We start from the raw sequence: 24,794 nt of genomic DNA on the forward strand, positions 1-24,794 counted from the left end.
CTCTCGATCAGGTCAGTGACGATCTTCGGCCAGACACGCCGCACCGGCCAGCCGAGGCACGGCAGCGCGGGGCACACGGCGGCGCGCGGCGTGGAGGGTGGCGCTGGCGGACAGCACTCCGACGAACGCGATGTACAGGTAGGTCGTGGTCTCCAGGCCCCACGAAGGCGCCGCGAGCCCGGCGGCGAGGGACGGGAGGCTGAGCGCCGCGTAGCTCACCACGTAGGCGGCGGAGAACACCTCCGAGCGCGTTGCCGCGGTGGTCGCTGCGCTGATGCTGCGCAGCGTTCCGTTGAACGTCAACCCGACACCCAGCCCGGCGATGACCGAGCCGCCGAGGAACACGGCCGCAGAACCGGAGAGCAAAGAAGCCGCCAGCCCCACCGCACCCAGCGTCAGCAGCACCGCGCCCAGCACGGTGGCGGCTCGTGCCGCGAGCCGCGCGGCCCACAGCCCGCCCACGCTGTTGGCGACGAACAGCACCGCGATGCTGAGCCCACCCGCGGCGCTGTACCGCACGTTCAGGACGTCGTGGACCAGCGAAGGGGCGAGTGCGAGGAACAGCCCGGTGACCGACCAGCCCGCGACGATGGCGGGAACGGCGGCGAAGAACTCGGGCCGCGCTTCGCGGGGGACCCCGACCCGCGGCCGCAGCGCCGCCAGCGCTCCCGGGCGCCGGACGACGGGCTCCGGGATCGCGACGACCAGTCCGGCGAGGACCACGAACAGCACGGTCAGCACCGGGAAGATCATCGCGTCGGGGCGGGAACTGACCTGGACGAGCCACCCCGTGACACCCCCGCCGACGGCCAGGCCGAAGCTCGTGCCCACGGCGGTCATCGTCGGCCCCCGGTGCGGGCGGTCCGCCGGCGAGAACTCGACCAGCCCGGCCGCGAGCGCCCCCGTCGCCATCCCGGTGGCGACGCCCTGCACGATCCGGGCGAGCACGAGGGACACGACGCCACCGGCCACCCAGAAGATCGCCGTGCCGGCCGCGGCCACCAAAAGGGCCGCGACCAGCACCGGCCGGCGCCCGACGTGGTCGCTCAGCGAGCCGACCGTCAGCAGGGCGCCGACCAGTCCGGCGACATACACCGCGAAGACCACCGTCAAGACGGTGACCGAAAAACCCCACCGTTGCAGGTAAAGCGGGTAGATCGGCGACGGGGCGCTCGTCGAGGCCATCAGCAGCACGTTGGCGACGACGAGCAGACCGAAGGAAACACCTCGGCCGAACGCTCCCCGGGAGCGGCTCAGGCTGCTCATCGTGGTTCCGCTCAACTCGGCCAGACGGAGCCACGGATGCGCTCGACCATCGTCGCGCTCTTGAAACCAGGAATGAAGTGTTCCAGGACACCGGCGTTCACCGTGCCGTAGGTGGTGTCCGGACGGTGCTTCAACCCGTCGAAGAACGCCTGCAGGAACTCGTTCTTGAAATCACCCCGCGGGTGCGCGGCGAGGATCTCCTCCACCTGCTGCGGATCCAGGGTGTCCAGGCCGAACCCGAGCACATCGGTCAGCACACCCAGGTTCGTCGTGGCCACCTCCGGGCCCATTCGGCCCGGAATACCCGGCGTCGTGTGCAACGCGATCGCCAGCCACACCGTCTCCGCATCCTTCGCCGAGAACCCGTGCTCCAGCAGGAACGCCCGCCCGTGATCAGCCCCGTCGACCTCGAACCGCTGCTCCGTCTCCGAAAACGCCTTCGACAGACCGGTGTCGTGGAACATCGCGGCCAGGTAGAGCAGTTCGGGATCCGGCTGCACGCCAAGGCGCTGCGCGTGCAGCTCACTGAACAGGAACACGCGGCGGGAGTGGTGGTAGATGAGCGGGCTGGTCGTCTCCTGGATGAGCCGGGACGCTTCGGCGACCGCCGCCGTCTCGGGCACTTCCACACCCGCGATGAACTCTGACATGACTTCTGCGCTTCCACTGGTGATGGCCGGACTTGCTGTCCGGCTTCCATGCTGCCGCGCAGCGCCGATTCCGCGCCGCCTTCATCCGGCCAGGAACCACTCAAATCGCGACGCCACCACCGCTGTGGCCCACGCCACTCACCCGTCGATCACGTGCGAGCGCGAGAGCGCCGAAACGAATTCGCCGGGGCGGGTCAGGAACGATTCGTGATCACCGGGAATGCCGATCGGCGTGACCCCGAGCCGAGCGGGGAACCGCGGGCACCACGCGTACTCCCCCGGCGGCATGGCCACATCGCTTTCGCCCACCAGGTAGGTGACGGGCAACCCGAGTGTGGACAGCGCAGGCGCTTTCATGCCTTCTTCGAAATAGCTCATCGGCTGGGGGACGAGCAGGTCGTAAACGAGCTTCCGCACGGGTTCGGGCGTGTCCTGGATGAACGCGTTCTGCCACACCGGATAGGGCAGCACCACCGAATCGTCACCGGACTCCCGAGCCAGCTGCCGGAACAACTCGGCGTGCCCCGGCGGCACGTCCTCCACGAGCGGCACGTCGTTCTCCGGCACGAACGCACTGCAGAAGACCACGCGCCGCAGCCGGTGCGGAACCCGGTGCGCCGCGCCGAAAACGGGGTAACCGCCCCAGCTGTGGCCCACCAGGGTGACGTCGGTCAGGTCCGACGATTCGAGGAAGTCGGCGAGGAAATCGATCGTGTCGCCGAGCCGGAACCGCCGCCCGTCATCGCCGTCCGCGAGCCCCGGCAGGGTCACCGCGACCGCCCGGTGCCCGGCGGCCCGCAACCGGTCCGCGACCGGCCGCCACGACCACGCGCCGTGCCACGCGCCCGGAACCAGAACGTACGTCTCCACCATGGAGTGACTCACCTTCCTGTGGCCTCATTGCCCAAGGGAGCACGGGGCGCTCGCCGTCCCCGTGCTCACCGGTGCTCCGGGCCCGATCCGGCCCGTGGCCGACCGAACATAGCGAGCCGTTCCGTTACAGTCAATCTTTGTAACTAAACCAGCAGGCACCGCAGCGGCGCCCGGCCGCGGAAGCCGGCGACGTGGTGGCCGATGAGGTGCGGATCCTAGATTTTCGCGACGGGCAGGCCCATCGCCGCGCACGTCGTCCTGTCCCCGGGGAACACCCCGACGGCGCCGACCGCGGCGCGGTCGATGTCGACGGCCGCGGGAGTCAGGACGCACGCGACGAGCGGCGGAACGACCCGGGGCAGGCCCGGCTGCCGCCACTGGTAGTAGTCCTCGGCCCAGGCGGTGGCGCAGATCCGCATGCTGCCGGCCGCGGCGTCACCGCGGCCGTCGGGACTGTTGCCGCTGATCCCGAACCTGACGTGCTGGCCGGGTTCGCTGCTGGTGATGTCCGCCATGCGGTAGCAGTAGGCGATCTCGCGCTCGATCGGCGGCGCGGTGGTGACCTGCCCGGGCGCGGCCGGGGTCACCGCTTGCGGCGTGCCGCGGGTCAGCAGCGCGACCGCGCCGAGCCCGGCGAACGCCACCGCCACGGCGGTGCCGGCCAGAGCCAGCTTGGTGCGGCGCCGGACCGCACGCGCGCCCTGTGCCTCGATCGCCTCGAAGTCCAGCGACAGCGACGGCTGATCGGAGCCCAGGGCCCGCTCGAGCAGTTCCCGTTCCATCGTCATGGCAGGACCCTTTCGGCCGGGTTGAGCGTCGCCGGGCCGGGCGACAGCAACGTCCGCAGCGTGGCCAGGGCACGAGCGGACTGCGACTTCACGGTCCCCTCGCTGATCCGCAGCGCCGCCGCGGTCTCGGTGACCGAGAGGTCGCAGTAGAAACGCAGGACCAGCACCGCACGCTGCCGCGGCCCGAGCGTGGCGAGGGCTGCGCGCACCTCGACCTCGGCACCGTCTTCGAGGGACGCATCGCGCCGCGGCCGGTCGGGCGGCGTAGTCAGCACTTCGCCGCGGCGGTGCGGCCGACGGGCGGCGTCGATCACCAGCCGCGCCATGACCTTGCGCGCGTAGGCCTCGACGCCGTCGAGGTCCAGCCGGTGCCAGCGCTTGTACAGCCGCACCAGCGTCACCTGCACGATGTCCTCCGCCAGCGCCCAGTCCCCGCACATCAGGAACGACACCCGGCACCACAGCGGCGCACGGTCTCTCGCCACGTCGGTGAAGCTCTTCCGATCCGCCACGTCACCACCCCTCGTCCACCACCCCATACGACGCGCGGACCCCGCGAGGTTGCACGACTTGGCCAAGATCTTTGCCAGCGTGCGGTGGTCGGCGAGAGCGCGGCGGAGGAGGTGACCTTGACGGTCCTGAACCGCGCCGAGTACGTTACAAATATTCGAAACTGTTTTCGAGATTACGAAAGCGGTGATGTCGCGATGGCCGTCGTCCCCAGGGCGCTCGCCGTGCCGGACCTCCTGCGGGACAACGCGGCCGCGGTGCCGGGCCGGGAGGCGCTGGTGCTCGGCGAGACTCGTCTGACGTACGCCCAGCTGCAGAGGCGGGTCGACGACGCGGCCGGAGTGCTGGCCGGGCTCGGCGTGGGCGAAGGTGACGTCGTGGCGCTGCTGGCGCCGAACGTCGCCGAGTGGATTCCGGTGGCGTTCGGGGCGCTGGCGCTCGGCGCGCGGGTCGACGCGTTCAACACGTGGGTCAAGGCGTACGACATCGACTACCTGCTGCGCAGCTCCGGCGCGTCGGTGCTCGTGCTCACCGACCGGGTCCGCGGCAACGACCTGATCGGCGAGCTCCGGACCCTCCTCCCCGAGCTGGAAGACGAAAACTGGCTCAGCAAAGCGTTCCCGGCGCTGCGGCGCGTCGTCGTGCTCGGCGAGGACGTGCCGGCCGGCGCGGTGGTGTGGCGGGACCTCGAATCCGGCGAGCCCCCGGCGCTCGACCTCACCGAACGCGCCACCGAACCGGCGTTCGTCCTCTACACGTCCGGCTCCACGAAGAACCCCAAGGCCGTCCCGCTGTGCCACCGCGACCTCATCCTCAACGGGTTCCACATCGGCGAACGGATGGGCCTGACCGCCGAGGACCGCGTGTGGTTCGGCTCGCCGCTGTTCTGGAGCTTCGGCTGCGCCAACGCGCTCATGGCGACCTTGACGCATCGGGCGACGTTCGTCCTGCAGGAGCAGTTCGAACCGATCGCCGCCGCCGAGCTGATGGCGGCCGAGCGGGTCACGGCCGCGTACCTGCTGCCCGCCATGGTCGACGCGCTGGCCACCGGGGCGGCGCAACGCGTGCGCGGGATCCCGTCGCTGCGCACCGGGCTCACGATCGGCAGGCCCGACGAGGTCGAGCGCGCGATCACCGACCTCGGGATCACCGAGCTGTGCAATGTCTACGGTTCCACCGAAACCTACGGCAACTGCTGCGTCACCGACCACCGCCTGCCCCTCGCCACCCGGCTGACGACACAGGGCGAGCCGCTCACCGGCGTACGGGTCCGCGCCGCCGACCAGGAGACCGGCGCGGTGCTGCCAGCCGGCGAACCAGGCGAGCTGCAAGTGCGCGGCCGCCTCATGCCGGGGTACCTCGACGACGACGAAGCCAACGCCGGCGCGTTCACCGCGGACGGCTGGTTCCGCACCGGCGACCGCGGTGTCGTCAACCCGGACGGCACGGTGTCGTTCATCGGGCGCATCACGGACATGATCAAGACGTCGGGCATCAACGTCTCCCCGGCGGAAGTCGAAAGCTTCCTGTCCGGGCACCCGGACATCGCGGAGTCGGTGGTTCTGGGCGCGCCGCACCCGAGCCGCGACGAAGTGGTGGTGGCGTTCGTCGTCGCGCGCGGCGAGCGGCTCACCGCCGCGGACGTCGTCGCGCACTGCAAGAAGCACATCGCGGGCTACAAGGTGCCGTGGGCGGTGGCGATCGTGCCCGAGCTGCCGAAGACGGGCACGGGCAAGCTCGTGCGCCGCACACTGCGGGCCGAAGCGGAGAAACTGGTGCAGGACAAGCTGAAAGCGGACGTGGCGTGACGGGCAACTGGGGCCGGTGGGGACCCGGCGACGAGACCGGCGCGCTGAACCTGGTCACCCCCGAGGTCACCCGCCGCGCGACGGCACTGGTGCGCTCGGGCCGCACGCTGAGCCTCGCGCAGCCGCTTGGCCCCGGCAGCGGGTCTCCCCCGCACCGCCCGGGGCCGCTGCGGTTCATGAACCGCGACGCCGGCGACTACGCGCTCGGCGCCCGCTCCCCCGGCGGCTTCCGGTTCGCCGAGGACACCGTGCAGCTGCCCACGCACAGCGGCACCCACGTCGACGCCCTGGCCCACGCCTGGTCCGGCGAGTCTATCTACAATGGACACTCACAGTCGTCGACGCGCACCACGCGCGGCGCCCAGCGCTGCGGCGCCGAGAAACTCGTACCCGTCGTGACGCGCGGGGTGCTCGTGGACCTCGTCGCCGCGGCCGGTGGTCCGCTCCCCGCCAGCGCCCCGGTGGACGCCGACGATCTGCGGCGCGGCATCGCGGAATCTGGCATCGTCCCGGAATCCGGCGACACGATCCTGATCCGCACGGGCTGGCTGGAATCCCACGATGACGACGCGGACTACTTCGCCGACGAGCCCGGGATCACCGAGGAAGCGGCCCGGTGGCTGGCCGAGCACGACGTCGCCCTCGTCGGCGCCGACAACTACGCCGTCGAGCAGCAAGTGGCGGCCAGCGGCTTCCCCGCTCACCTCGTGCTGCTGCACCAGCACGGTGTGCCGCTGCTGGAGAACGTCGCGCTGGCCGAACTCGGCGAAGCACTGGCAGCCGAGTCGCGCTCGACGTTCCTCTTCGTGTTCGCCCCGATCCCCCTCGTCGGTTCGACGGCGACCCCGGTCACCCCGGTGGTCGTGCTGTGACCCTGACCGACGTGCTGAAACCCGGCGACCTGGTAGTGCTGGCGCAGGGCACCGGCGAGCCCACGCCCCTGCTCGAGCAGCTGGTGCGCGCCCACGCGACGCTGCCCGACCTCGAAGTGTTCGTCGGCCTCAGCCACAGCGGCGCGCTCACCGAACCGGGAGCGGCCGGGCTGCCGCTGGTCTCGTTCGGCGCGATGGGCCCGCTCGCGCGGCTCGCCGCGAACGGCACGGTGTCGGTGATCCCGTGCCACTTCCGCGACGTCCCGCGCGCGTTGCTCAGCCGCAACCCGGACCAGCTCGTGGTCGCACTGCAGGTTTCGAGCGCCGACGACAGCGGCCACCACAGCCTCGGGCTGGCCGTCGACTACACCTACGAGCTGCTCGACCGCGCCCGAGCCGTCGTCGCCGAGGTCAACGACCGCCTGCCGCACTCGACGGCGCCGCGGGTGCACTCCTCCCGGTTCACCGCGACAATTCCCACGTCGCGGCCCCTGCCGTCGATCACAGCCGGCTCGACCGGGCCGGTGCACACCGCGATCGCGCGGCACGTAGCCGCCCTCGTGCCCGACGGCGCGACCATCCAGCTGGGCATCGGCACGCTGCCCGCCGCCGTCGGCCGTGCCCTGGCGGCGAAACACGACTTGCGCGTGCACTCGACGCTGGCCGGCACGTGGTTGCTCGACCTCGCCCGCGCCGGTGCGCTGCGCGCCGGCGCTGTCGTCATCAGCGAAGCCGCGGGGTCGCAGGAGCTCTACGACTGGGTGGTCGAGTCGGGCGTGCGGGTGCGACCGGTGAGCGAACTCGCCCAGCCCGGCGCGTTCGCCCGCATCGACCGCTTCGTCGCGATGAACTCGGCGCTGCAGGTGGACCTCTCCGGCCAGGTCAACGCGGAAGAGCTCGGGTCCGGTTACGTCGGCGGCATCGGCGGCCAGCCGGATTACCTGCGCGCGGCCCAGCACTCGGCCGGCGGCTGCTCGATCGTGATGCTCCCGGCCACCACCCAGGGCGGCAAGTCGTCCCGGATCGTGCGCCGGCTCCACGCCGGAGCTGTGACGACACCACGGTCCCAGGTGGACGTCGTGGTGACCGAGCACGGGATCGCCGACCTGCGCGGCAGGAGCCTCGCCGAACGCGCCGAAGCACTGATCGCCGTGGCCGCCCCCGGCCACCGACCCTCGCTGCGGGAGGCGCCGTGACGACCACAGTGGACACCCGGCTGCACGACTTCCTGGCCGACCGGCTCGGCTCATCGCCGAAGATCGCCGGCCTGACGCGCGTCGGCGTCGGCCGCTCGCGCGAGAACTGGGTGTTCGACCTCGTGCACGCGGATGGTGAACGGGAACCGCTGATCCTGCGGCGCGACCCGGACGGCGGCCTCGTCGACACCGACCGCGGCACCGAGTTCGCCGTCCTGCGCGCCCTCGAACCGAGCCGACTGCCCGCGCCGCACGCGCGCTGGCTGGACTCGGACGGCACCTGGCTGGGCAAACCGTCGCTGATCATGCGCCGCGAGCCCGGCGAGTGCGACTACCGCGTGGTCAACGGCGACCGGCCCCTGGCCGAGCGCGCCAGCCTGGCGCGGCGGTTCTGCGACCTGCTGGCCGAGGTGCACCTCGTCGACTGGCGCGCGGGCGGGCTCGGCGGCGTCCTCGACGACCCGGGCGAGCAGGCCGCGCGGCACGAGCTGATCCGATGGGAAACCGTGCTGCGCCAGGACCAGCTCGAAGCACTGCCGGAGCTCGACCTCGCCCTCGGCTGGCTGCGGGCCCACGCGCCCGCGGCCCAGCGGACCGTGCTCGTGCACGCGGACTTCAAGCCGGGCAACATCCTGCTCGAAGGCGACCGGGTCACCGCCTTGCTCGACTGGGAGCTCGCACACCTCGGCGATCCCTTGGAGGACCTCGGCTGGGTCACGCAGCCGCTGCGCCGCCGCGAGCACCTCATCGACGGGGTGTGGGAGCGGGCCGACCTCGTCCGCCGCTACCAGGACGTGACCGGCACCGAAGTCGACGAAACCGCGTTGGCGTGGTGGGCGGCGTTCGCCACGTTCAAAACCGCGGTCATGCAGGTCAGCGGGCTGCGCGCGTTCCTCGACGGCCGCAGCGACGAACCGTACCGGCCCACCCGCAAGGTGCTGGGCACACTGCTGGCCGCGCTCGAGGAGAGGAGCTGAGATGCGCCCGACCATCGAAGACCAGCTGAGCGGAGCCCAGCGCCTGCTCGACGACGTCGCCACCGACTCCGGGCTGTCGCAGGATTCGCGGGAGAACCTGACGAACGTGCGCCGGCTGCTCACGCAGATCGGCCGCTCGTGGGCCACGCTGCTGCCGTTCTACGCGCAGGACAACGCCGCCCTGACGCGGTTGCTGACGCGGCACGGCGTGCCCGTCGCGGACGACGAACCAGCGGGCTACGACCTCGCCGCGGCCGCCACCCGCAACGCCGAACTCAGAGCCCACCTCTCGCACGTCATCACGAATCTACCGCCGGACGGCACCGCCGCCCGGCGCGAGATCACCGAGTACCTGATCCGTCGGATCGCAACCGACCCGAGCTGAGGAGGTGGCCGTGAGCGACCTGACCGTCGGCGACGAGCACTTCGCCGAGCAGTTCCCGCTGTCCCCGCTGGACGACTACCTGATCCACCAGACACCGGACCCGGTCCGGGTCATGTGGACCGGCGACCCGCGCGCGTACGAGCGCTACTGGATGATCAGCCACGATGCGGCCGGCGAGGTCATGGTCGCAACCGGCGGCAGCTTCTACCCGAACCTCGACCGCGCCGAGGCCTACGCGATCGTGAACTTCCGCGGCCGGCACACGAGCGTGCGCAGCTTCCGGGCGCTCGGCGTCGATCGCGCGGACCTGCGCGTGGGCCCGATCGCGCCCGAGATCGTGCGTGGGCTGCGGGAGTGGCGGTACCGGCTCGAGCCGAACGAGTGGGGCATCAGCTACGACCTGACGTTCCGCGACACCACGCGGCAGGTGTTCCGGGAACCGCTGTCCGACTCGGCCCACGGCACCCCGCCCGGCCGGCGCAACGACGTGACCGCCGGGTTCGAAGGCTTCGGCACGGTCGAAGGCTGGGTCGAGGCCGACGGCACCCGCGTCGAACTCGGTCCCGGCTCGGCGGGCACGCGCGACCGGCACTGGGGCACGGGCCGCGGCGTGGGCGGGCCGGCGATGTCCTTGGGCGGGCGGTTGCACGTCGGCGTCTCGGGCAACGCCTTCGTGCCGTTCGAAAACTGGACGCTGTGGGGTGACCGCGTCTACTACCCGTTCGGCGACAGCCGCCCGGGCGCGACGCGCGTGGCCAAGCCGACGCGGCGGTTGCGGTTCGAACCCGACACCGACATCTTCACCGAAGGGTTCGTCGAATACCGGCTCGGCACCGGCGAGGTGAAGGAGCTGCACTACGAGCACCTCGGGCACCAGACCGCGTTCCTGCGCTGCGGCATGTACGGCGGCACGCCGGAAAGCGGGATCCACCAGGGGGCCTACGACGGACCGGAGCTGACCGAGGGCGAAACCTACGACCTGGCCGACCCCAAGACGCGGATCGGCCTGCGAGGTCTCGACGAGCACCTGTGCCGCGTGACGTGCGAAGGCGAGAGCGTGCTCGGCGTCTACCAGACGATCGACCCCGTGGCGTACCAGCGGTGCAAGGAGGGCCGGCCGGGCTGGGATTTCCTGTAGGACAGGTCAGCCCGAGACACGGCGGCCGCGGCGGGACAGGTCCGCACCACCGCGGCCCAGGTCCGCCTCGATCGCCGCGGCGGCCTCGGAAGCCTTGTCCAGCAGCAGTTTCTCGTGCGTTTCGTCGATCTGGGCCAGCGGAACCGAGATATGGATGGCCGCGGTGATCTCGCCGTACGCGTCGCGGACCGGGAACGCGTAGCCGACGACGCCGGGGATGGCTTCCTCACGGCTCACCGAGTAGCCGGCCTGCCGGATGGCGTCCAGCTCGCGGTCGAGGTCGGCTTCCGCGGTCAGCGTGTGCTCGGTCAGCCGCGGCCGCGGTTCGCTGATCAGCCGCCGGTGCAGTGGCTTGTGGAACGCGGCGAACAGTTTGCCCACGGCCGTCGCGTGCAGGTACAGCGACTGGCCGAGGCGGATGTCCACGGCGATCGGCCGCGTGCCGGGGAACCGGTCGATGTAGGAGACCCGCGTGCCCAGGCGCACGGCGAGGTACACGTCCTCGCCCGTGGCGCGGGTCAGCTCCGGCAGGGCGCGGCGCGCGATGTCGCGCACTTCCAGGCCGTCGACGATGCGGATGCCGAGCCGCACCGCGCGCGAGCCGAGCGAGTAGCGCAGGTCGTCCGACACCGCGACGACGTCGGTCGCGGCCATCCGCTGCAGCAGGTTGTGCGCGCTGCTGGCCGGCATGCCGAGACGCTTGACGATCTCGGTGAGCGTCATCCCCTCCGGGTGCCCGACGAGGAGCTCGAGCGTGTCGAACACCCGGGAGAACCGTTCCGCCCCTGCGTCGGCTGCCACGCACCCCTGCCTTTCGTCGCTGGTCGATCCCCTCGAAAAAGCGTAGCCGATCGCCGCCGGCGGGGATCAGTGCCGACGCGCGCCGCCGGCGAGGAAGTCGGCGTCGTCGAGGGCGAGGGTCAGCGCGAGCAGAGCGCCGAGGTAACTGTACTGGCGCAGCCCCATGACCAGGCCGGTCGCGGTGTAGGTGAAGCGGGACTGCTGGGCGAGATAGGGCGGCGTCACGCCTGCGAAGTGGCGGGCGGTGTTGGCGAAATGGCATTCGACGACGGGTTTGCCGGTGTCGTCGAGGGCGTGGCGGGTCGCTTCGCCGTAGGTGGTGAGGCCGGCGGGGTTGATGACGTACCCGTCCACCTCGAGGGCCGTGCGGTGGATGAAATCGAGGATCTCGCCCTCGTGGTTGGACGCGAACGGCGTGACGGCGACGCCGATCTCATCCGCGAGCTCCGCGACCAGCCGCTGCAGGTCGGCCAGCGACTTGATCGGCCCGTAGATCGCTTCCGACCGGTGACCGAGGTTGGGCATGTTCGGCCCGTCGATCACGCCGATGCGCCACTGGTTGGCTTCGGGGGTGCGGAACCGGGCGAGAGACATGTCAGGGCTCCTTCGGGGCGATGAGCTCCAGGGGCAACGGCGTGTGGCGCGTGGCCGGGCCGCCGTCGCGGTCGCGAGCGCGCAGCTGGGCCACGGTGTCCGGATCGCCCGTCGCGTCGGCGGGGCCGAGCGGGAGGTCGTGCTCGTGCGCCAGGGCGGCCAGCTCCGCCACGGTCCGGTCCGCGAAGGCGGTCTCCAGGCGGGCCCGGATCGCGCGGGCGTGGTTGCGCCGGTCCGCGTATGTGGCCAGCTCGGGATCGTACCGCCAGTCGGCCCAGCCGAGGGCCTCGCACAGGCGCTGCCACATGTGGTCTTCCAGCAGCGCGAGGACGACCGAGCCGTCCTGAGCCCGCACGACGCCGTAGGTCGCCTCGGGTTCGGTGACAGCGAGCGGTTTGACCGAGTTCCACGCGGTCGCGACGTCCAGCATGGACAGATCGAGGTGAGCACCGCCGCCTGCGTGCCACGCGGCCGTGATCGCGAGCGCCGCCGTCGTGGCGGTGCCCAGGTCGACCCACGGCACGCCGATGCGGTCGGATTCGGGTGTGTCCCGCAGGATCCCGGCCATGGCCTGCAGCGACAGGTCGTGGGTCGGATGGCCGGCGAGCGGGCCGGTCTGGCCCATACCGCTGATGGAGCAGTAGACGACATCGGGCCGAACCGCCCGCACGGCCTTTTCGTCGCAGCCGAGCCGGGTGGTGACTCCGGGCCGGAAGCCTTCGACGAACACGTCGGCCGTGGCCGCCAGGTCGAGCAACCGGGCCCGGTCCGCTTCGGACTTGAGGTCGAGGAACACGTTGCGCTTGCCGGCGTTGACCCGCTGGAACATCGGTGGGTCGAAGCGGCGGGCCGGGTCGCCCGCCGGTGGTTCGACCTTCACGACGTCGGCGCCCAGAGATGCGAGCAGGAAGGTCGCGTACGGGCCCGGCAGCTGCTGGCTCAGGTCGAGCACGGCCATGCCGTGCAGCGGAGCGCCGCTCACGGCCGGACCACCGCCCGTCCGATGAGGACACCGGATTCGACGGCGGCGTGGGCGGCGGCGATGTCTTCGAGCGGGAACTCGCGCGGCTGCACCGGCGTAACCCGGCCGGACGCGACGAGCTCGACCACTTCGAGCAGTTCCTGCCGGTTCGCGTGGGCGGAGCCCGAGACGTCGAGTTCTTTGAGGATCACCAGGCCCAGCCGCAGTTCGACGGCTTTCGGGTCGGTGTTGCCGACGATGGCCAGCCGGCCGCGCGGAGCGAGGGAACGCAACGACAACGCGAACGTCGGAGCGCCCGTCGTTTCGATCGCGGCGTCTGCTCCGCGCGGCCGGCCGAGTCCCGCGGCCGCGGCGCGCACCCCTTGCGCGCCCGCCGAAACCGGCACGACGGTGTGGGCACCGGATTCTCGCAGCGCCTGGGCTTTCGCGGCGCTGCTCGTCACGGCGATCACCCGCGCGCCGAGTGCGGCGGCGATCCGTACCGTGTGGACACCGACGCCACCGCCGGCCCCGGTCACGAGCACGACGTCGCCTTCCGCGACCCGGGTGCGGCGCAGCGCGTGCAAACCCGTGCCGAGGGCGCAGGAGAGGATCGCGCCTTCGGCGTCGCCGACGGAATCCGGCAGGGCGACGGCGTTGAGCGGGCCGGCGAGCACGAACTCGGCGTAGCCGCCGGAGAGGTCCTCGCCGTAGAACCCCGGCCCGGTGCGGCACGTGTTCGTGTGCCCGGCCCGGCACTCGGCGCAGGAGCCGCACGGGAACCGCTGGACCAACGCGACGCGCCGGCCGAGCCACGCCGGATCGCCCTCCGGGCCGATGGCTTCGACCCGGCCGGCGATCTCGTGCCCGAGGACCTGCCCGGGCCTCGCGGCCAGGGATCCCTTGCGCGCCAGCAGGTCGTGGCCGCAGATGCCGCAGGCGGACACCCGCACGAGGAACTGGTCGCCGGTCGGCTCGGGCACCGGGCGCTCGCCCGGCACGAGCCCGCCGGGCCCGCCGGGCGCCGCGAGCACCGCGGCACGCATGAGCCTCACGGCACCACCGCCTCGGTGACACCCGGCTTTCCGATCCTCGGTGCCGGGCCGGACTTCGTCGCGTCGACGTCCAGACTCAGGTCGCGCCCGCCCGTCTCGGGCAGCCACAGCAGCAGGATCAGCCCGCAGATCAACGCGACGCCGACGAGCAGGATGCCCGGCGCGTAGTCCAGGCCGGTCGACACCACCAGCGCCGCCGCGACGAGCGGCGCGAACCCGGACGGCGCGCCGACCCCGAGGTTGAACCCGAGCGCACCACTCGTGAGCCGGGTGGACGCCGGGAACATCTCGATGAGCACGAGTGAGGTGTTCGCGTTGATCGGCGCCTGGAAGATCGCGAACACGATCAGCGCGAGGATCACCACCACCGCCGAACCGTGGGCCAGCGCGATGAACACCGGAATGCCGAACACGAGGTGGCCCAGACAGCCGAACAGCAGCGTCCGGCGCCGGCCGAACCGGTCGGACAGGCGGCCCGCGACCGGGCACAGCGCACAGTAGATCGCGAGGCCGATCGAGGTCAGCACCGTCGCGCGGGTCGAGTTGACATGGGCCGTCGAGGTCAGGAAGTTCACGACGTAGGTGCCGAGGAAGAACAGGCCGACGCCGCAGATCCAGGACAACGCGAACGTCACGAAGATCGCCTTGGCCTGGTCGCGCCGCAACGCGTCCTTCAGCCGCGCGCGGGGCGCGTCGCTCTGCGCAAGCTGCTCGAAGATCGGGGTGTCCTCGAGGCGCTGGCGCACGTAGAGCCCGACGGCCGCGAGCGGTGCGGCGACCAGGAACGGCACACGCCAGCCCCAGCTGTCGAGGGCGGCCGCGCTGAGCGTGAGCTGGAAAACCAGCGACAAGAGGGCACCGAAGATGAGCCCGAGCGCGGCGGCCATGGACGGGAAGCTGCCCGGGATGCCGCGCCGGTCCGAGGGCGCGGTCTCGATCAGGTAAGCCGAGCTCGCGCCCCACTCTCCCCCGACGGCCAGCCCCTGCAGGCAGCGCAGGAACACCAGCAGCACCGGCGCCGCGAGCCCGATCGACGCGTACCCCGGCAGCACGCCGATCAGCGTCGTGGCCACGCCCATCAAGGCCACGCTCGCCGACAGCGACACCTTTCGCCCCGCGCGGTCCCCGATCAGCCCGAAAAGCACCCCACCCAGCGGCCGCACCGCGAACGCCACCCCGAACACCGCCAGGGACTTCAGCAGGCCGACCGCGCCGGACCCACCGGGGAAGAACTCGTGCCCGATCGCCACGGCGAGAAACCCGTACACCCCGAAGTCGAAGTACTCCAGGAAGTTCCCGATGATGCAGGCGGCGGCCACTCGCCGCCTGCCCACAGCCGTGGTGGTTCTCATCGCAGTCGCCATCGACCCCGAGTCCCTTCGATTCGAAATACCGAAAGAGTTTTCTGTAACTCGAATGAGGTGACGGTACTTCGCACGGGGCCGCGCCACAAGGGCCGGACCTGCCGCACCTGTCGACGGGCGTCGCGAAGGAGCCGGCCGACGCCGGGGCTATGAACGAAAGGGCCACAGTCCCGCCTGGACGCAAGGGCGTCACGGAGGCCGCAGCGGCTCAGCCTGCGATGTCACGGCGAATACGCGGCAAGCCGCGCGGGGCGGTGCGGGGTTTCGGTGGGTCGCGCTTCGGCGGCGTCCTGCCCGCAGCGGAGCGCGTAGCCGTTGGCGGGCGGCGACATGGTCCGCGACGAGCGCGCCCGCGGTGCGCGGGTGGGTCCGCGCGCACCGCGGGCGTTTCGACTGTGCCGGACCCGAAACAGTCCGGGATCAGGCGCCGAAGGAGTACCAGCCCTCGGCGTTGCCGGTGAGGACGTGGGCGCGTTCCGCGTCGGTCAGGGCTGCGAGGAGGCGCTCGCCGCCGGGGCCGTGGTCGTGGGGGTGGTCGCTCGCGTGCATCAGCATCGTGCCCGCGTCGAGGAGGTCGAGCGCCTGCCTGACCTGGAGCGGGTCCTGCGGCAGCTGGGCCGGGGCGGTGGTCAGGCGCAGGTGCCGGCGCGCGACTTCCGACGGTTTGCCGCTCAGCCAGGGCACTTCGCGCCACACGCCCTTCCAGTCCTTGTCGAACCGCCACAGCAGGGCCGGCAGCCAGGAGAAGCCGCATTCGAGCAGGGTGACCCGCAGCGTTGGCAGCTCGGCGAACGCGCCCTGGGTGATCAGGCTGGTCACCTGGGCCTGCACCAGGATCTGCGAGTTGGCGAGGTAGTCCTCGAGGTAGGTGCGGGTGAGGCCGCTCGGGGTGGGCGCGTGGCCGATCCTGCCCCACGCGTGCAGGCCGACGACGAGATCGCGCTCGGCGGCGGCGCGCAGCAGCGCGCGGTGGCGGATGTTGCCCCACGGCGTGTCGGTGCGCACCGGGAGCAGCACCTGCACGATCTGCGGATGGCTGCCGAGGCGCTCGATTTCGGCGACCGCGGCCGCCGCGTCGAGGGTCGGCACGACCAGGCTGGCGCGCAGCCGCTCGTCGCGGCTCAGCCAGTTCTCGACGAGCCAGTCGTTGACCGCGCGGGTCAGCGCGGCCTCGTAGTAGGGATTCCGGTTGCAGTGGAACGACGTCGTGCAGTTCAGCACGGCGGCCTTCAGCGCCTGGGGGTTCAGCACCGCGGACCGCAGCTGCTCGACGTCGTTCGCGGGCAGCAGCCCGGCAGCGCGCGCGGCGGGCGTCGCGCTCAGCGGTGCGAGCGGCGGGTACGCCCCGCCTTGGGACGGCGACAAGGACTGCCCACCGTCCACGAGGTACTCACGCCAGTACTCGTCGAGGAACGGCTCCAGCTCGGCCAGCGACGACGGCGCGCAGTGCACGTCGGTGTCGATGGCCCCGGTGCCGACAGCGGCGGTCATCGCGTCTCCCCCGAGACGCGCGCCGGCAGCCCGTAGAGCCGGCAGGCGTTGGCTCCCATGATCCCCTCCCGGGCGCCGGCCGGGAACAGCCGAGACGCCAGCCGCGGCGAGTCGAAGTCCCAGTGCGGGTAGTCGGAGGCGAACATGATCCGGTCGCTCATCCCGATGTGCTCCAGTGCGGTCGCGAGGTGCCGCGGATCTTCGGGCTCCTCGATGGGCTGCGTGGTGAACCAGAGGTGCTCGCGCAGGTACTCCGACGGCGGCTTGCGCAGGTGCGGCACGTCGGCGCGCAGCCGGGGCCACGCCTCGTCGAGCGCCCACATCAGCGGCGCGAGCCAGACGATCCCGCCTTCCACGCAGATCACCTGCAGCGACGGGAACTCCTCGAACACGCCTTCACACACCAAGTTCGTCACGAGCGCGGCCATCATGTTGCCGTTCCACACGTGCTCTTCGAGGTAGAACGACGGCCACCCGGCGCCGCGGTGCTGCTCGATCCCGCCGGTGTGCGCCGCGACCGGGCGGCCCGCCTCCACGGCGGCGCGGTAGATCGGCCAGTAGCGGCGTGACCCGAACCCGGTCTCGCCCCCGGTGGGCAGCAGCACCTGCACGAACCGCGGGTCGTCGGCGCGGCGGGCGATCTCCTCGGCCGCGAGGTCCGGCGATTCGGTCGGGATCGCGATCGAGCTGCGCAGCCGCGGCTCGGGCGCAAGCCATTCGTCGGCCAGCCAGTCGTTGAGCGCACGGCACAGCGCCGCGGAGTACCGCGGCTCCTCCGCGCCGAAAGTGTGTCCCTGCAAGGGGATCAGCACACCGTGGTCGACACCGAACTCGTCGAGCAGCTGCTCCTGCACCATCCCCAGGTCACTGCCCGGGATGCCGCCCGCCTCGGGCCACGCGTCGAGCCGGAAGCCGGCGTTGCGCACCCGCGGGTAGAACTCCGGCGGATTCGGCACCCGGCTGCCGAACACCTCCCAGCGCGTGCGGTGCTCCCCGCTCAGCCGCGCTTTGACGTCCGCGGCCGGTGCGCTCGGGTGGATGTCCGTGTCGACGATCGTGGACCCGGCCCGGCCGGTCGCCGGACCCGGCGCACCGGTGGGCAGCGTGGTTGTCATGACGCACCTCCGACGGGGCCCGGCACCGGCGCCGGGCGGGGACTGGTCTCGACCACCACGTAGGCGTCCTCGACGCGGACCGGAAACGTCTCGGTCACGTACGGGCCGGGCCGCCGCCCGCCCTTCACGCCGGTTCGCGGCGGCACGACCTCGTCCGCGGTGATGGTTCCGGCTTCGACGCCGGGTTCCACCGACACCGGGTACGTGCGCGCCGGCGGCTCGCCGGGGCCGAGGAAGGACTGGCCCGTCTCGAGGTCGTACTCCCAGCCGTGCCAAGGGCAGGCCACGAGGGCTTCCTCGCCGGCCATCTCGTACTCCCCCGGGCCGGTGGAGCTGACCCACGGTTTCGTGCGGCCGAGGCACAGCGGCCCGCCCATGTGAGGGCAGTGGTTGTTGATCGCGTAGAAGCGGTCACCGACGCGGAAAACGCCGATGGACCTGCGTCCCGCCCGCACGATCCGGCGTTCGCCCGGCGGGAACTCGTCGAGGCGCGAAACGACTATCTTCACGCTTCGGACTGTAAGCAGCCGTTTCCCCGCGGTGGAAGCAGAAAGTCGGGATACTCGACATCAACGCCGTGAATACGCACTCGATCGGCGTAGCCCGCGGCCGGCTGCTGTCCTGAAAGGACGGTTCCGGTCAGCGGGGACCGCGACAAACGACGTAGGCCGGACAGGTCGCAGCGGCCGTGCCCGGCGCGGTTTTGTCTGCTTTCCTCGGTGCGCCACCCCGTGCCGGACCGCTCGCGAGGAGTACGGAGCCATGGCCGAACCGTCAGCGCCGACGCGTCCGTCGAAGAAGACCCTCTTCGCCGCGAGTCTCGTCGGCACGTCCATCGAGTGGTACGACTACTACATCTTCGGCACGGCGGCGGCGCTCGCGTTCGGCTCCGTGTTCTACCCGAAGTTCTCCTCCGCGGCCGGCACGCTCGCCGCGTTCGCGACGTTCGCGGTCGGCTTCGTGGCCCGCCCGCTCGGCGGCGCGGTGATCGGGCACTTCGGCGACCGGATCGGGCGACGGTCGATGCTGGTCCTCACCCTGCTGCTGACCGGCGGGACGACCACGCTCATCGGCGTGCTGCCGACCTACGCCGCGATCGGCGTCGCGGCCCCGCTGCTGCTCGTCCTCTTGCGCGTGCTGCAGGGCTTCGGCGTCGGCGGGGAATGGGGTGGCGCGGTCCTCATCGCCACCGAGCACGCCACCGCGCGGCGCCGCGCGGTCTACGGCAGCTTCGCGCAGTTCGGCGTGCCGGTCGGGGTGCTCACGTCGAATCTCGCCTTCCTCGCCGTGTCCGGGCTGGCCGACGACGATTTCCTGACCTGGGGCTGGCGCCTGCCGTTCCTGTTCAGCGTTGTCCTGGTCGTGGGCGGGCTCCTGGTGCGCGGCCGGCTGAGCGACGCGGCGGAGTTCACCGACGCCAAGCGCGAGCGCACCACGAACCGGGCCCCGTTCCTCGAGCTGCTGCGCCGGCAGCCGATGACGCTGGCCCTGGCGAGCCTCGCGTCGATCGCGCCACCCGCGATCGGGTACACGGTGACCGTCTACATGCTGACCTACGGAACGACCGTGGTCGGATTCGACCGGACCACCTTGCTCTCGCTGATCCTCGCCTCGACAGCGGTCTGGATCGCCGCGATCGTGCTGGCCGCCGTCGCGAGCGACCGGTTCGGCGCGCGACGGGTGTACACGCTCGGCGCGGTGACGGCGGTGGTGTGGCCGGTCCCGATGTTCCTGCTGGTGGACACCGGCAACCCGGCTTCGGCCTTTGTCTCCTTTGCCGTCGCCGCGCTCGTCCAGGGCATCATGGCCGGCGCGCAGGGCGGGCTGTTCACCGAGATCTTCGACGTGCGTGTGCGCTACAGCGGGATCTCGATCGCCTACCAGCTCGGCGGGATGATCGGCGGCGCGGTCACGCCGATCGTCGCGACCGCGTTGTTCGGGGCGAGTGGCTCGTCGACCGCCGTCGCGCTCTACGTCGCCGCGCTGTCGCTGGTCAGCCTCGTGGGCGTGGCGGGGCTGCGCTTCCGGCGCGCGAATGCCGACGAGCCCGCGCCGGCCCCGGTCGCGCCACCGACGGCGTGAATTCTCCGCCGGCGCCCCATAATGGGGTCATGCAAGGGCACCGGGGTCCGCGCGAACCCGCTTCGGCGAGCGAGGGGACCGCCCTGACACCCGAAGCACTCGACGCCCTCGTCTCCGTGTCCGCCGACGGGCTCGCCGTACTCGACGCCGACGGTCGGTTCACCGCGCTCAACGACTCGGCCGCGGCCCTGCTCGGCTCGGCCGCCGCGGACCTGATCGGCAGGCCGGCGCCGTTCAAGCCCGATGCCGGCGTGCCGCAGGGCACCCCGCGGACCGTCCGCCGGCTGGTGCCGGGCGGGCGGTTCCGGGACCTGGAGTACCGGCTCGCCCCGTTGTCCGACGGCGGGCAGGCGGTCTGGTTCAGCGACCGCACGGACGTCCTGCGGCAGCAGGAGCGGCTCACCGCGATCGCGCGAGCCGCCGCGAGCGTCGCCGGGACGTTCTCGCTGCGGGCCACCCTCGACGCGGTGGCCCGCGAGATGGTGATGACGGCCAACATCGTCGCGGTGCAGATCCTCTCGCTCGACGATCCGGCCGCCGATCTGCGCATCCTCGGCATGGCGGGATTCGGCCCGGCTGCGGACTTCGTGGAGCGCCTCAGCGCCTGCCGGCGATTGGGGGCGCGGGTACGGTTCTTCGACGCGTTCGTGGGCGGCCGGCCGGTGGTGGAAAAGCACCGCAAGGCCTCGATCATGGCCGACCCGCGGTGGGAGCCGCTGCACGAGATCATGAACCGGCCGGACTGGGACGGCTTCGTCGCCACGCCCATGGTGGTCCGCGCCCGCACCGTCGGCGTGATCAACGCCTACTACCGCGCCGGCGAGGACCCGGGCCCCGGCTCGCTCGCGTTCCTGCAGGCGATGGCCGACCACGCCGCCGTCGCGATCGACACGGCGTCCCTGCTGGCCCGCACGCGCACCCGGGCGCAGTCAGACGAACGCCGCCGGCTGGCCCGCGACCTGCACGATTCGGTGGTGCAGCAGCTCTTCTCGATGCGCATGCAGGCCAAGGCGCTGCGCGGCCGGCTTGACCGCCCCGACGCCGAGCTCGAGCGCGTCCGCCCGATCGCCGAGGAGCTCGCCGAGCTGTCGGCCAGCGCGCTGGCCGACCTGCGGCTGCTGGTGTTCGAGCTGCGCCCGCTCGACCTCGCCGAGCACGGTCTCGTCGCCGCGGTGCGCGCGCACGTCGAGAGCGTGCGCGCGCGGACCGGCCTGGTGATCGACGTCGTCACGACCGACGGCCTGCCGGTGACCGGCGGGCTCGACGTGCAGGAGGACCTCTACCGGATCGTTTGCGAGGCGGTGCACAACGTCGTGAAACACGCCGGCGCGTCGACGGTCGAGGTCACCCTCCGCGCCGAGGAAGACGATCTGGTCGTGCTGGTCCGCGACGACGGCGCCGGCCGTGGCGGCGGTGAGCCGCCCGGCAGCCGCGAACAGCTGGGCCTGGTGTCCATGCGGGAGCGCACCGAACGCTGGGGCGGGCGCTTCGCTGCCGGACCGGGTACGGACGGCGGCTGGACGGTGCGGGCGGCGGTGCCGCTGCGCCGGGTCCGGGCGCAGGCGCCCGGATGAGCCCCGCGGTGATCCGGATCGTGCTCGTCGACGACCACGCGGTGGTGCGGCGCGGACTGCGGGCGTTCGTCGAGACCGAGCCCGCTCTCGAGGTCGTCGGCGAAGCGGCGGACGGGGAGCAGGCCATTGAGCTCTTGCGCGAGTGGCGGACGCTCGGGCGGCCGCTCCCCCACGTGGTGCTGATGGACCTGCGGATGCCGCGGATGGACGGCGCGGAGGCGACCCAGCGGATCACCGCCGAGCACCCGGACGTGAAGGTCGTGGTCCTGACCAGCTTCGGGGAAGCCGAACGCGTGCACACCGCCCTCGCCGCCGGAGCCGCCGGCTACCTGCTCAAGGACGCCGAGCCCGAGGAGGTCGCCACCGCCGTGCGCGCCGCCGCGTCGGGAGAGGTCCACCTCGGCTCGGCCGTGGCCAAGCAGCTCACCCGGAGGATGGCCGCGCCCCGGGTCGGGCTTTCCGCGCTCACCGCGCGCGAGCGGGAGATCCTGGTACTGGTCGCGCGGGGCTTCGCCAACCGGGAAATCGCCGACGAGCTGGTGATCAGCGAGCGCACCGCGCGCACGCACGTCAGCAACGTGCTGAGCAAGCTGCAGCTGTCGTCACGCACGCAGGCGGCGCTGCTCGCGATCCGGGAGGGGCTGGCGCCACCGCCCGGCTGACCCGGGGATTTCGTGCCACAGCCCGGAACCCGGACGCGGCCGAGGGCTTCCCGCGCACCACGTGCGTGGAAGCCCCGGCCCACAACAGTTGCGGGCAGGCTAGCCGGACACGCCCGGGGTGGTGGTCTCCTCACGGGCGCGCCGGACCGCGTCCGTGGCACCCTCGGCAGGCACGGTCACGGGACGCAGCGAGCCGTCCGCGGTGGCCGGCAGGCGGCGCTGAATCCGTCCCAGCGCCATGAGCAGCGTCATCATCGCCAGTGGGAACACGGCGAAGACGAAGAAGGTGCCCTGGGCGTTCAGGCCGTGGTCCAGCAGCACGCCCGCCAGCCACGGGCCGAGCATCGCGCCGAGCTTGGACACCGAGGTGGCCCAGCCGGCGCCGTTGGCGCGGATCGCGGGGCGGTAGAAGATGCCCGAGACGCTGATGACGCCGCCGTGGCCACCGATGATGAACACGTTGGACAGCAGCAGCACGACCACGTACGCGAGCGCCGACAGGTGCACGAACCCGATCACGAGCAGGCACGGCACCGCCAGCAGCGGCATGTACGCGATCGCTCCGGCTCCGCGGTGGTCGATGAACCGGCCGATCAGGACCTGCCCCAGCGCGCCCGCGGCCGACGTGCCCGCGGCGAGCGTGGCGGCCGCCGAGACGCTGAAACCGATCTGCTCGTTGAGGATCGGCCCCCAGAACGTCAGGTAGAACACGACCGTCGCCGAGCAGAAGTAGGAGGCCCAGACCAGGAGGGTGATCACCGCCAGCCGGCCGCGGAACAGGGTCGGCGGGGTGAACTGCTTGCGCTCGGTGACCTCCGTACCGGCGACGTACCTCGCGTCGGCCGGCAGGGAGATGCCGGGCCGCACGCGCCGCAGGATGCGCCCGATCCGCTCCGGCGCGAGGCCCTTCTGCGCCAGGAACTTCACCGACTCCGGCAGTACCAGCACCACCGCGACCAGCACGACCAGCGACGCGGCGCCGCCCACCAGGAACACTGACTGCCAGCCGAAATGCGGGATCAGCAGGTTCGACAGCGGTCCGCCCGACGCGCTGCCGATGCTGTAGCCGACCATCACGATCACCACGGACGTCGACCGCAGCCGGATCGGCGCGAACTCGCTGACCAGAGCCCACACCGGCGGCAGCGCGCCGCCGACGAACAACCCGGTGAGCAGGCGCAGCAGCACCAGCTGCGGGTAGTCCTGGGCGAAGGCGACCAGGACCATGAAGATCCCGAACCCGGTCACCGAGACGACGATGGCGGGCTTGCGCCCGACCCGGTCACCCAGGTAACCGATCACGATCCCGCCCAGGAGCGTCCCGACGACACCGACCGTCCCGAGGGTGCCGAGTTCGGTGTTGGTCAAGTGGTACGACTGTTTCAGATACCGCCCCGCGAACGAGATGACTTGCAGGTCGAAGCCGTCCAGAAACGCGACCAGCCACGACACGGAGAAGAGCGCGGTCCAGAATCGCCCTGCTTTGTGGTTTTCGATCAGGGGGAGCACGTCGACGGTAGGTCTGCTCGTCGTCGAATTCGACAAGGCACACTCCTTTGTGCGCTGGGGCCAGTGTGCTTCACCACGTTTCGCAGATAGCCAGTATGTGGCTCACTGAGTGGAGTCAGGTAATAAATCGTCTGCACCCGGCGCATAACCGCCGTGAATGCGCCGTTCGGGCTCACGGAGGCCGGCCGCGGCCTCTTCGACCACGGAGCGCAGCCACGTGTGCGTCGGTTCCTCGGTGTTCTTGCGGTGCCACCACAGTATTTCGACGATCGGCGGCGCGTCGCCCGGGTACGGCAGGATGCGCAGATCGCCGCGATCGGCGAACTGCACGGCGAGCCGGTGCTGCATCACCGCGACCCGGTCCGTGCCCGCCACGAAGTACGGGGTGGCCTGGTAGCTGTCCACCCGCACGGCGACCTGCGGCTGCGTGGACAGCTGAGCGAGCACGGGCGCGAGCGGCGAACTCGCCGGGTACCCGTCGTCGGGGTGGTTGGGGATGACCCACGGCATCCGCTCCAGGTCGGCAAGCCGCGGCCGGTCCCCCACCGGGTTGTCAGCCGCGACCACACAGGACCAGTGATCGCGGAACAATTCCTGGCCGCGGATTTCGTCGACTTTGAACGCGGACTTCGGCGCGGAAATGATCACGTCTATTCCGCGAAGGGTTTCCGGCAAATCCGCGGGCAGCTCGCCTTTGGCCACTTTCACGCTCAACCGCGCGCGGGGTGCTGCCGCGTGGAGTGCGCGCGAGAGCGGTTCACCGAACGCGGCGAGAACGTAGTCGTTGGTCAAGACGGTGAATTCACGCTCGGTGTCTTCAGGGTGGAATTCCGGTTCGGGTGAAAAGAGCCGTTCGACGCTCAGGTACACCGGTTCTATTTCGACGGCCAGCCGCTCCCCCAGCGGCGAGAGGACGAACCCCGAGCGCGTGCGTTCGAGCAGGTCGTCGCCGAAGTGCCGGCGCAGCCGCGCCAGTGCGGCGCTGGCCGCGGGCTGGGTCACGCCGACCCGCTGGGCCGCCCGGGTCACGTTCTGCTCGCGCAGCAGCTCCCGCAGGATGACGAGCAGGTTCAGGTCGATGTTCGCGAGGAAGGCGTCGCCCCGCCGGGTCACAGCCGATCAC

The 24,794-nt window shown here is 71.5% G+C and carries 24 protein-coding genes; 9 read left to right on the forward strand and 15 right to left on the reverse strand.

Annotation, left to right across the window (positions count from 1 at the left end; all coding sequences use genetic code 11):
* Window positions 1–12: 12 nt before the first annotated feature.
* From I6J71_RS22670 to I6J71_RS22690, 5 genes are all read right to left on the reverse strand, one after another.
* Window positions 13–1,266, reverse strand: a complete 1,254-nt coding sequence (locus I6J71_RS22670; RefSeq protein WP_204096525.1) for an MFS transporter — start codon at window positions 1,264–1,266, stop codon at window positions 13–15.
* Between the two features lie 11 nt (window positions 1,267–1,277).
* A complete protein-coding gene (locus I6J71_RS22675; protein WP_204096526.1) occupies window positions 1,278–1,916 on the reverse strand; it encodes an HD domain-containing protein in 639 nt (212 codons plus the stop codon).
* A 138-nt stretch (window positions 1,917–2,054) separates the two neighbouring features.
* Window positions 2,055–2,789, reverse strand: a complete 735-nt coding sequence (locus I6J71_RS22680) for an alpha/beta fold hydrolase (RefSeq protein WP_239155198.1) — start codon at window positions 2,787–2,789, stop codon at window positions 2,055–2,057.
* A 215-nt stretch (window positions 2,790–3,004) separates the two neighbouring features.
* A complete protein-coding gene (locus I6J71_RS22685; protein ID WP_204096527.1) occupies window positions 3,005–3,577 on the reverse strand; it encodes a hypothetical protein in 573 nt (190 codons plus the stop codon).
* A complete protein-coding gene (locus I6J71_RS22690) occupies window positions 3,574–4,089 on the reverse strand; it encodes an RNA polymerase sigma factor (protein WP_239155200.1) in 516 nt (171 codons plus the stop codon). The genes I6J71_RS22685 and I6J71_RS22690 overlap by 4 nt, the downstream gene beginning before the upstream one ends.
* A gap of 117 nt (window positions 4,090–4,206) precedes the next feature.
* Here I6J71_RS22690 and I6J71_RS22695 point away from each other — a divergent pair, with 117 nt between their 5' ends.
* The 6 genes from I6J71_RS22695 to I6J71_RS22720 are packed head-to-tail and all read left to right on the forward strand — an operon-like array spanning window position 4,207 to window position 10,463.
* A complete protein-coding gene (locus tag I6J71_RS22695; protein ID WP_239155202.1) occupies window positions 4,207–5,895 on the forward strand; it encodes a class I adenylate-forming enzyme family protein in 1,689 nt (562 codons plus the stop codon).
* Window positions 5,892–6,767, forward strand: a complete 876-nt coding sequence (locus I6J71_RS22700) for a cyclase family protein (RefSeq protein ID WP_204096529.1) — start codon at window positions 5,892–5,894, stop codon at window positions 6,765–6,767. The genes I6J71_RS22695 and I6J71_RS22700 overlap by 4 nt, the downstream gene beginning before the upstream one ends.
* Window positions 6,764–7,963, forward strand: a complete 1,200-nt coding sequence (locus I6J71_RS22705) for an acetyl-CoA hydrolase/transferase family protein (RefSeq protein WP_204096530.1) — start codon at window positions 6,764–6,766, stop codon at window positions 7,961–7,963. The genes I6J71_RS22700 and I6J71_RS22705 overlap by 4 nt, the downstream gene beginning before the upstream one ends.
* Window positions 7,960–8,940, forward strand: coding sequence for a phosphotransferase family protein (locus I6J71_RS22710; RefSeq protein ID WP_204096531.1), 981 nt, complete (start codon window positions 7,960–7,962; stop codon window positions 8,938–8,940). The genes I6J71_RS22705 and I6J71_RS22710 overlap by 4 nt, the downstream gene beginning before the upstream one ends.
* A 1-nt stretch (window position 8,941) precedes the next feature.
* The gene (locus I6J71_RS22715) at window positions 8,942–9,325 is read left to right on the forward strand and encodes a hypothetical protein (protein WP_204096532.1); all 384 of its coding nucleotides are present in this window, start codon (window positions 8,942–8,944) and stop codon (window positions 9,323–9,325) included.
* Between the two features lie 10 nt (window positions 9,326–9,335).
* Complete coding sequence (locus tag I6J71_RS22720) at window positions 9,336–10,463, forward strand: hypothetical protein (RefSeq protein WP_239155203.1); 1,128 nt, start codon at window positions 9,336–9,338, stop codon at window positions 10,461–10,463.
* Window positions 10,464–10,469: 6 nt separating this feature from the next.
* Here the strand turns inward: I6J71_RS22720 and I6J71_RS22725 are convergent, their stop codons facing one another.
* The 8 genes from I6J71_RS22725 to I6J71_RS22760 all read right to left on the reverse strand — a co-directional run bounded on the left by I6J71_RS22725 (window position 10,470) and on the right by I6J71_RS22760 (window position 18,353).
* Complete coding sequence (locus tag I6J71_RS22725; protein WP_204096534.1) at window positions 10,470–11,264, reverse strand: IclR family transcriptional regulator; 795 nt, start codon at window positions 11,262–11,264, stop codon at window positions 10,470–10,472.
* A 66-nt stretch (window positions 11,265–11,330) separates the two neighbouring features.
* Window positions 11,331–11,858, reverse strand: a complete 528-nt coding sequence (locus tag I6J71_RS22730) for a type II 3-dehydroquinate dehydratase (protein ID WP_204096535.1) — start codon at window positions 11,856–11,858, stop codon at window positions 11,331–11,333.
* Between the two features lies 1 nt (window position 11,859).
* Window positions 11,860–12,840: a CaiB/BaiF CoA-transferase family protein gene (locus tag I6J71_RS22735; RefSeq protein ID WP_204096536.1), complete on the reverse strand. Its 981-nt coding sequence runs from the start codon at window positions 12,838–12,840 to the stop codon at window positions 11,860–11,862.
* Window positions 12,837–13,865, reverse strand: a complete 1,029-nt coding sequence (locus I6J71_RS22740; RefSeq protein ID WP_204097195.1) for an alcohol dehydrogenase catalytic domain-containing protein — start codon at window positions 13,863–13,865, stop codon at window positions 12,837–12,839. The genes I6J71_RS22735 and I6J71_RS22740 overlap by 4 nt, the downstream gene beginning before the upstream one ends.
* A gap of 5 nt (window positions 13,866–13,870) precedes the next feature.
* Window positions 13,871–15,226, reverse strand: a complete 1,356-nt coding sequence (locus I6J71_RS22745; protein WP_204096537.1) for an MFS transporter — start codon at window positions 15,224–15,226, stop codon at window positions 13,871–13,873.
* A 432-nt stretch (window positions 15,227–15,658) separates the two neighbouring features.
* Window positions 15,659–16,729 carry an amidohydrolase family protein gene (locus I6J71_RS22750; RefSeq protein ID WP_204096538.1) on the reverse strand — a complete coding sequence of 357 codons (1,071 nt, stop codon included), beginning with the start codon at window positions 16,727–16,729 and terminating at the stop codon, window positions 15,659–15,661.
* On the reverse strand, window positions 16,726–17,844 hold the full coding sequence (locus I6J71_RS22755; RefSeq protein ID WP_204096539.1) for an amidohydrolase family protein: 1,119 nt from the start codon (window positions 17,842–17,844) through the stop codon (window positions 16,726–16,728). The genes I6J71_RS22750 and I6J71_RS22755 overlap by 4 nt, the downstream gene beginning before the upstream one ends.
* Window positions 17,841–18,353: a Rieske 2Fe-2S domain-containing protein gene (locus I6J71_RS22760; protein WP_204096540.1), complete on the reverse strand. Its 513-nt coding sequence runs from the start codon at window positions 18,351–18,353 to the stop codon at window positions 17,841–17,843. The genes I6J71_RS22755 and I6J71_RS22760 overlap by 4 nt, the downstream gene beginning before the upstream one ends.
* A 253-nt stretch (window positions 18,354–18,606) precedes the next feature.
* Here I6J71_RS22760 and I6J71_RS22765 point away from each other — a divergent pair, with 253 nt between their 5' ends.
* Genes I6J71_RS22765 through I6J71_RS22775 form a run of 3 tightly spaced genes read left to right on the forward strand, consistent with a single transcriptional unit; the run spans window position 18,607 to window position 22,162 of the window.
* Window positions 18,607–19,926, forward strand: a complete 1,320-nt coding sequence (locus I6J71_RS22765; protein ID WP_204096541.1) for an MFS transporter — start codon at window positions 18,607–18,609, stop codon at window positions 19,924–19,926.
* A 29-nt stretch (window positions 19,927–19,955) separates the two neighbouring features.
* Window positions 19,956–21,500, forward strand: coding sequence for a GAF domain-containing sensor histidine kinase (locus I6J71_RS22770; RefSeq protein ID WP_204096542.1), 1,545 nt, complete (start codon window positions 19,956–19,958; stop codon window positions 21,498–21,500).
* A complete protein-coding gene (locus tag I6J71_RS22775) occupies window positions 21,497–22,162 on the forward strand; it encodes a response regulator transcription factor (protein ID WP_304503280.1) in 666 nt (221 codons plus the stop codon). Before I6J71_RS22770 ends, I6J71_RS22775 begins: the two co-directional genes overlap by 4 nt.
* A gap of 99 nt (window positions 22,163–22,261) precedes the next feature.
* Here the strand turns inward: I6J71_RS22775 and I6J71_RS22780 are convergent, their stop codons facing one another.
* Both I6J71_RS22780 and I6J71_RS22785 read right to left on the reverse strand, forming a co-directional pair.
* The gene (locus I6J71_RS22780; RefSeq protein WP_204096543.1) at window positions 22,262–23,707 is read right to left on the reverse strand and encodes an MFS transporter; all 1,446 of its coding nucleotides are present in this window, start codon (window positions 23,705–23,707) and stop codon (window positions 22,262–22,264) included.
* 66 nt (window positions 23,708–23,773) lie between these two features.
* Entirely contained in the window at window positions 23,774–24,784 is a 1,011-nt protein-coding gene (locus I6J71_RS22785; protein ID WP_204096544.1) for a LysR family transcriptional regulator, read from the reverse strand.
* Between the last annotated feature and the right edge of the window lie 10 nt (window positions 24,785–24,794).

It is taken from the genome of Amycolatopsis sp. FDAARGOS 1241 (genome assembly GCF_016889705.1).
Classification (GTDB): Bacteria; Actinomycetota; Actinomycetes; order Mycobacteriales; family Pseudonocardiaceae; genus Amycolatopsis.

What these genes read in the sequence shown, in the direction of transcription:
- I6J71_RS22670 (WP_204096525.1), bottom strand. Translation starts at nt 1,266, where the DNA reads ATGAGCAGCCTGAGCCGCTCCCGGGGAGCGTTCGGCCGAGGTGTTTCC.
- I6J71_RS22675 (WP_204096526.1), bottom strand. Translation starts at nt 1,916, where the DNA reads ATGTCAGAGTTCATCGCGGGTGTGGAAGTGCCCGAGACGGCGGCGGTC.
- I6J71_RS22680 (WP_239155198.1), bottom strand. Translation starts at nt 2,789, where the DNA reads ATGGTGGAGACGTACGTTCTGGTTCCGGGCGCGTGGCACGGCGCGTGG.
- I6J71_RS22685 (WP_204096527.1), bottom strand. Translation starts at nt 3,577, where the DNA reads ATGACGATGGAACGGGAACTGCTCGAGCGGGCCCTGGGCTCCGATCAG.
- I6J71_RS22715 (WP_204096532.1), top strand. Translation starts at nt 8,942, where the DNA reads ATGCGCCCGACCATCGAAGACCAGCTGAGCGGAGCCCAGCGCCTGCTC.
- I6J71_RS22730 (WP_204096535.1), bottom strand. Translation starts at nt 11,858, where the DNA reads ATGTCTCTCGCCCGGTTCCGCACCCCCGAAGCCAACCAGTGGCGCATC.
- I6J71_RS22740 (WP_204097195.1), bottom strand. Translation starts at nt 13,865, where the DNA reads ATGCGTGCCGCGGTGCTCGCGGCGCCCGGCGGGCCCGGCGGGCTCGTG.
- I6J71_RS22745 (WP_204096537.1), bottom strand. Translation starts at nt 15,226, where the DNA reads ATGAGAACCACCACGGCTGTGGGCAGGCGGCGAGTGGCCGCCGCCTGC.
- I6J71_RS22750 (WP_204096538.1), bottom strand. Translation starts at nt 16,729, where the DNA reads ATGACCGCCGCTGTCGGCACCGGGGCCATCGACACCGACGTGCACTGC.
- I6J71_RS22755 (WP_204096539.1), bottom strand. Translation starts at nt 17,844, where the DNA reads ATGACAACCACGCTGCCCACCGGTGCGCCGGGTCCGGCGACCGGCCGG.
- I6J71_RS22765 (WP_204096541.1), top strand. Translation starts at nt 18,607, where the DNA reads ATGGCCGAACCGTCAGCGCCGACGCGTCCGTCGAAGAAGACCCTCTTC.
- I6J71_RS22770 (WP_204096542.1), top strand. Translation starts at nt 19,956, where the DNA reads ATGCAAGGGCACCGGGGTCCGCGCGAACCCGCTTCGGCGAGCGAGGGG.
- I6J71_RS22775 (WP_304503280.1), top strand. Translation starts at nt 21,497, where the DNA reads ATGAGCCCCGCGGTGATCCGGATCGTGCTCGTCGACGACCACGCGGTG.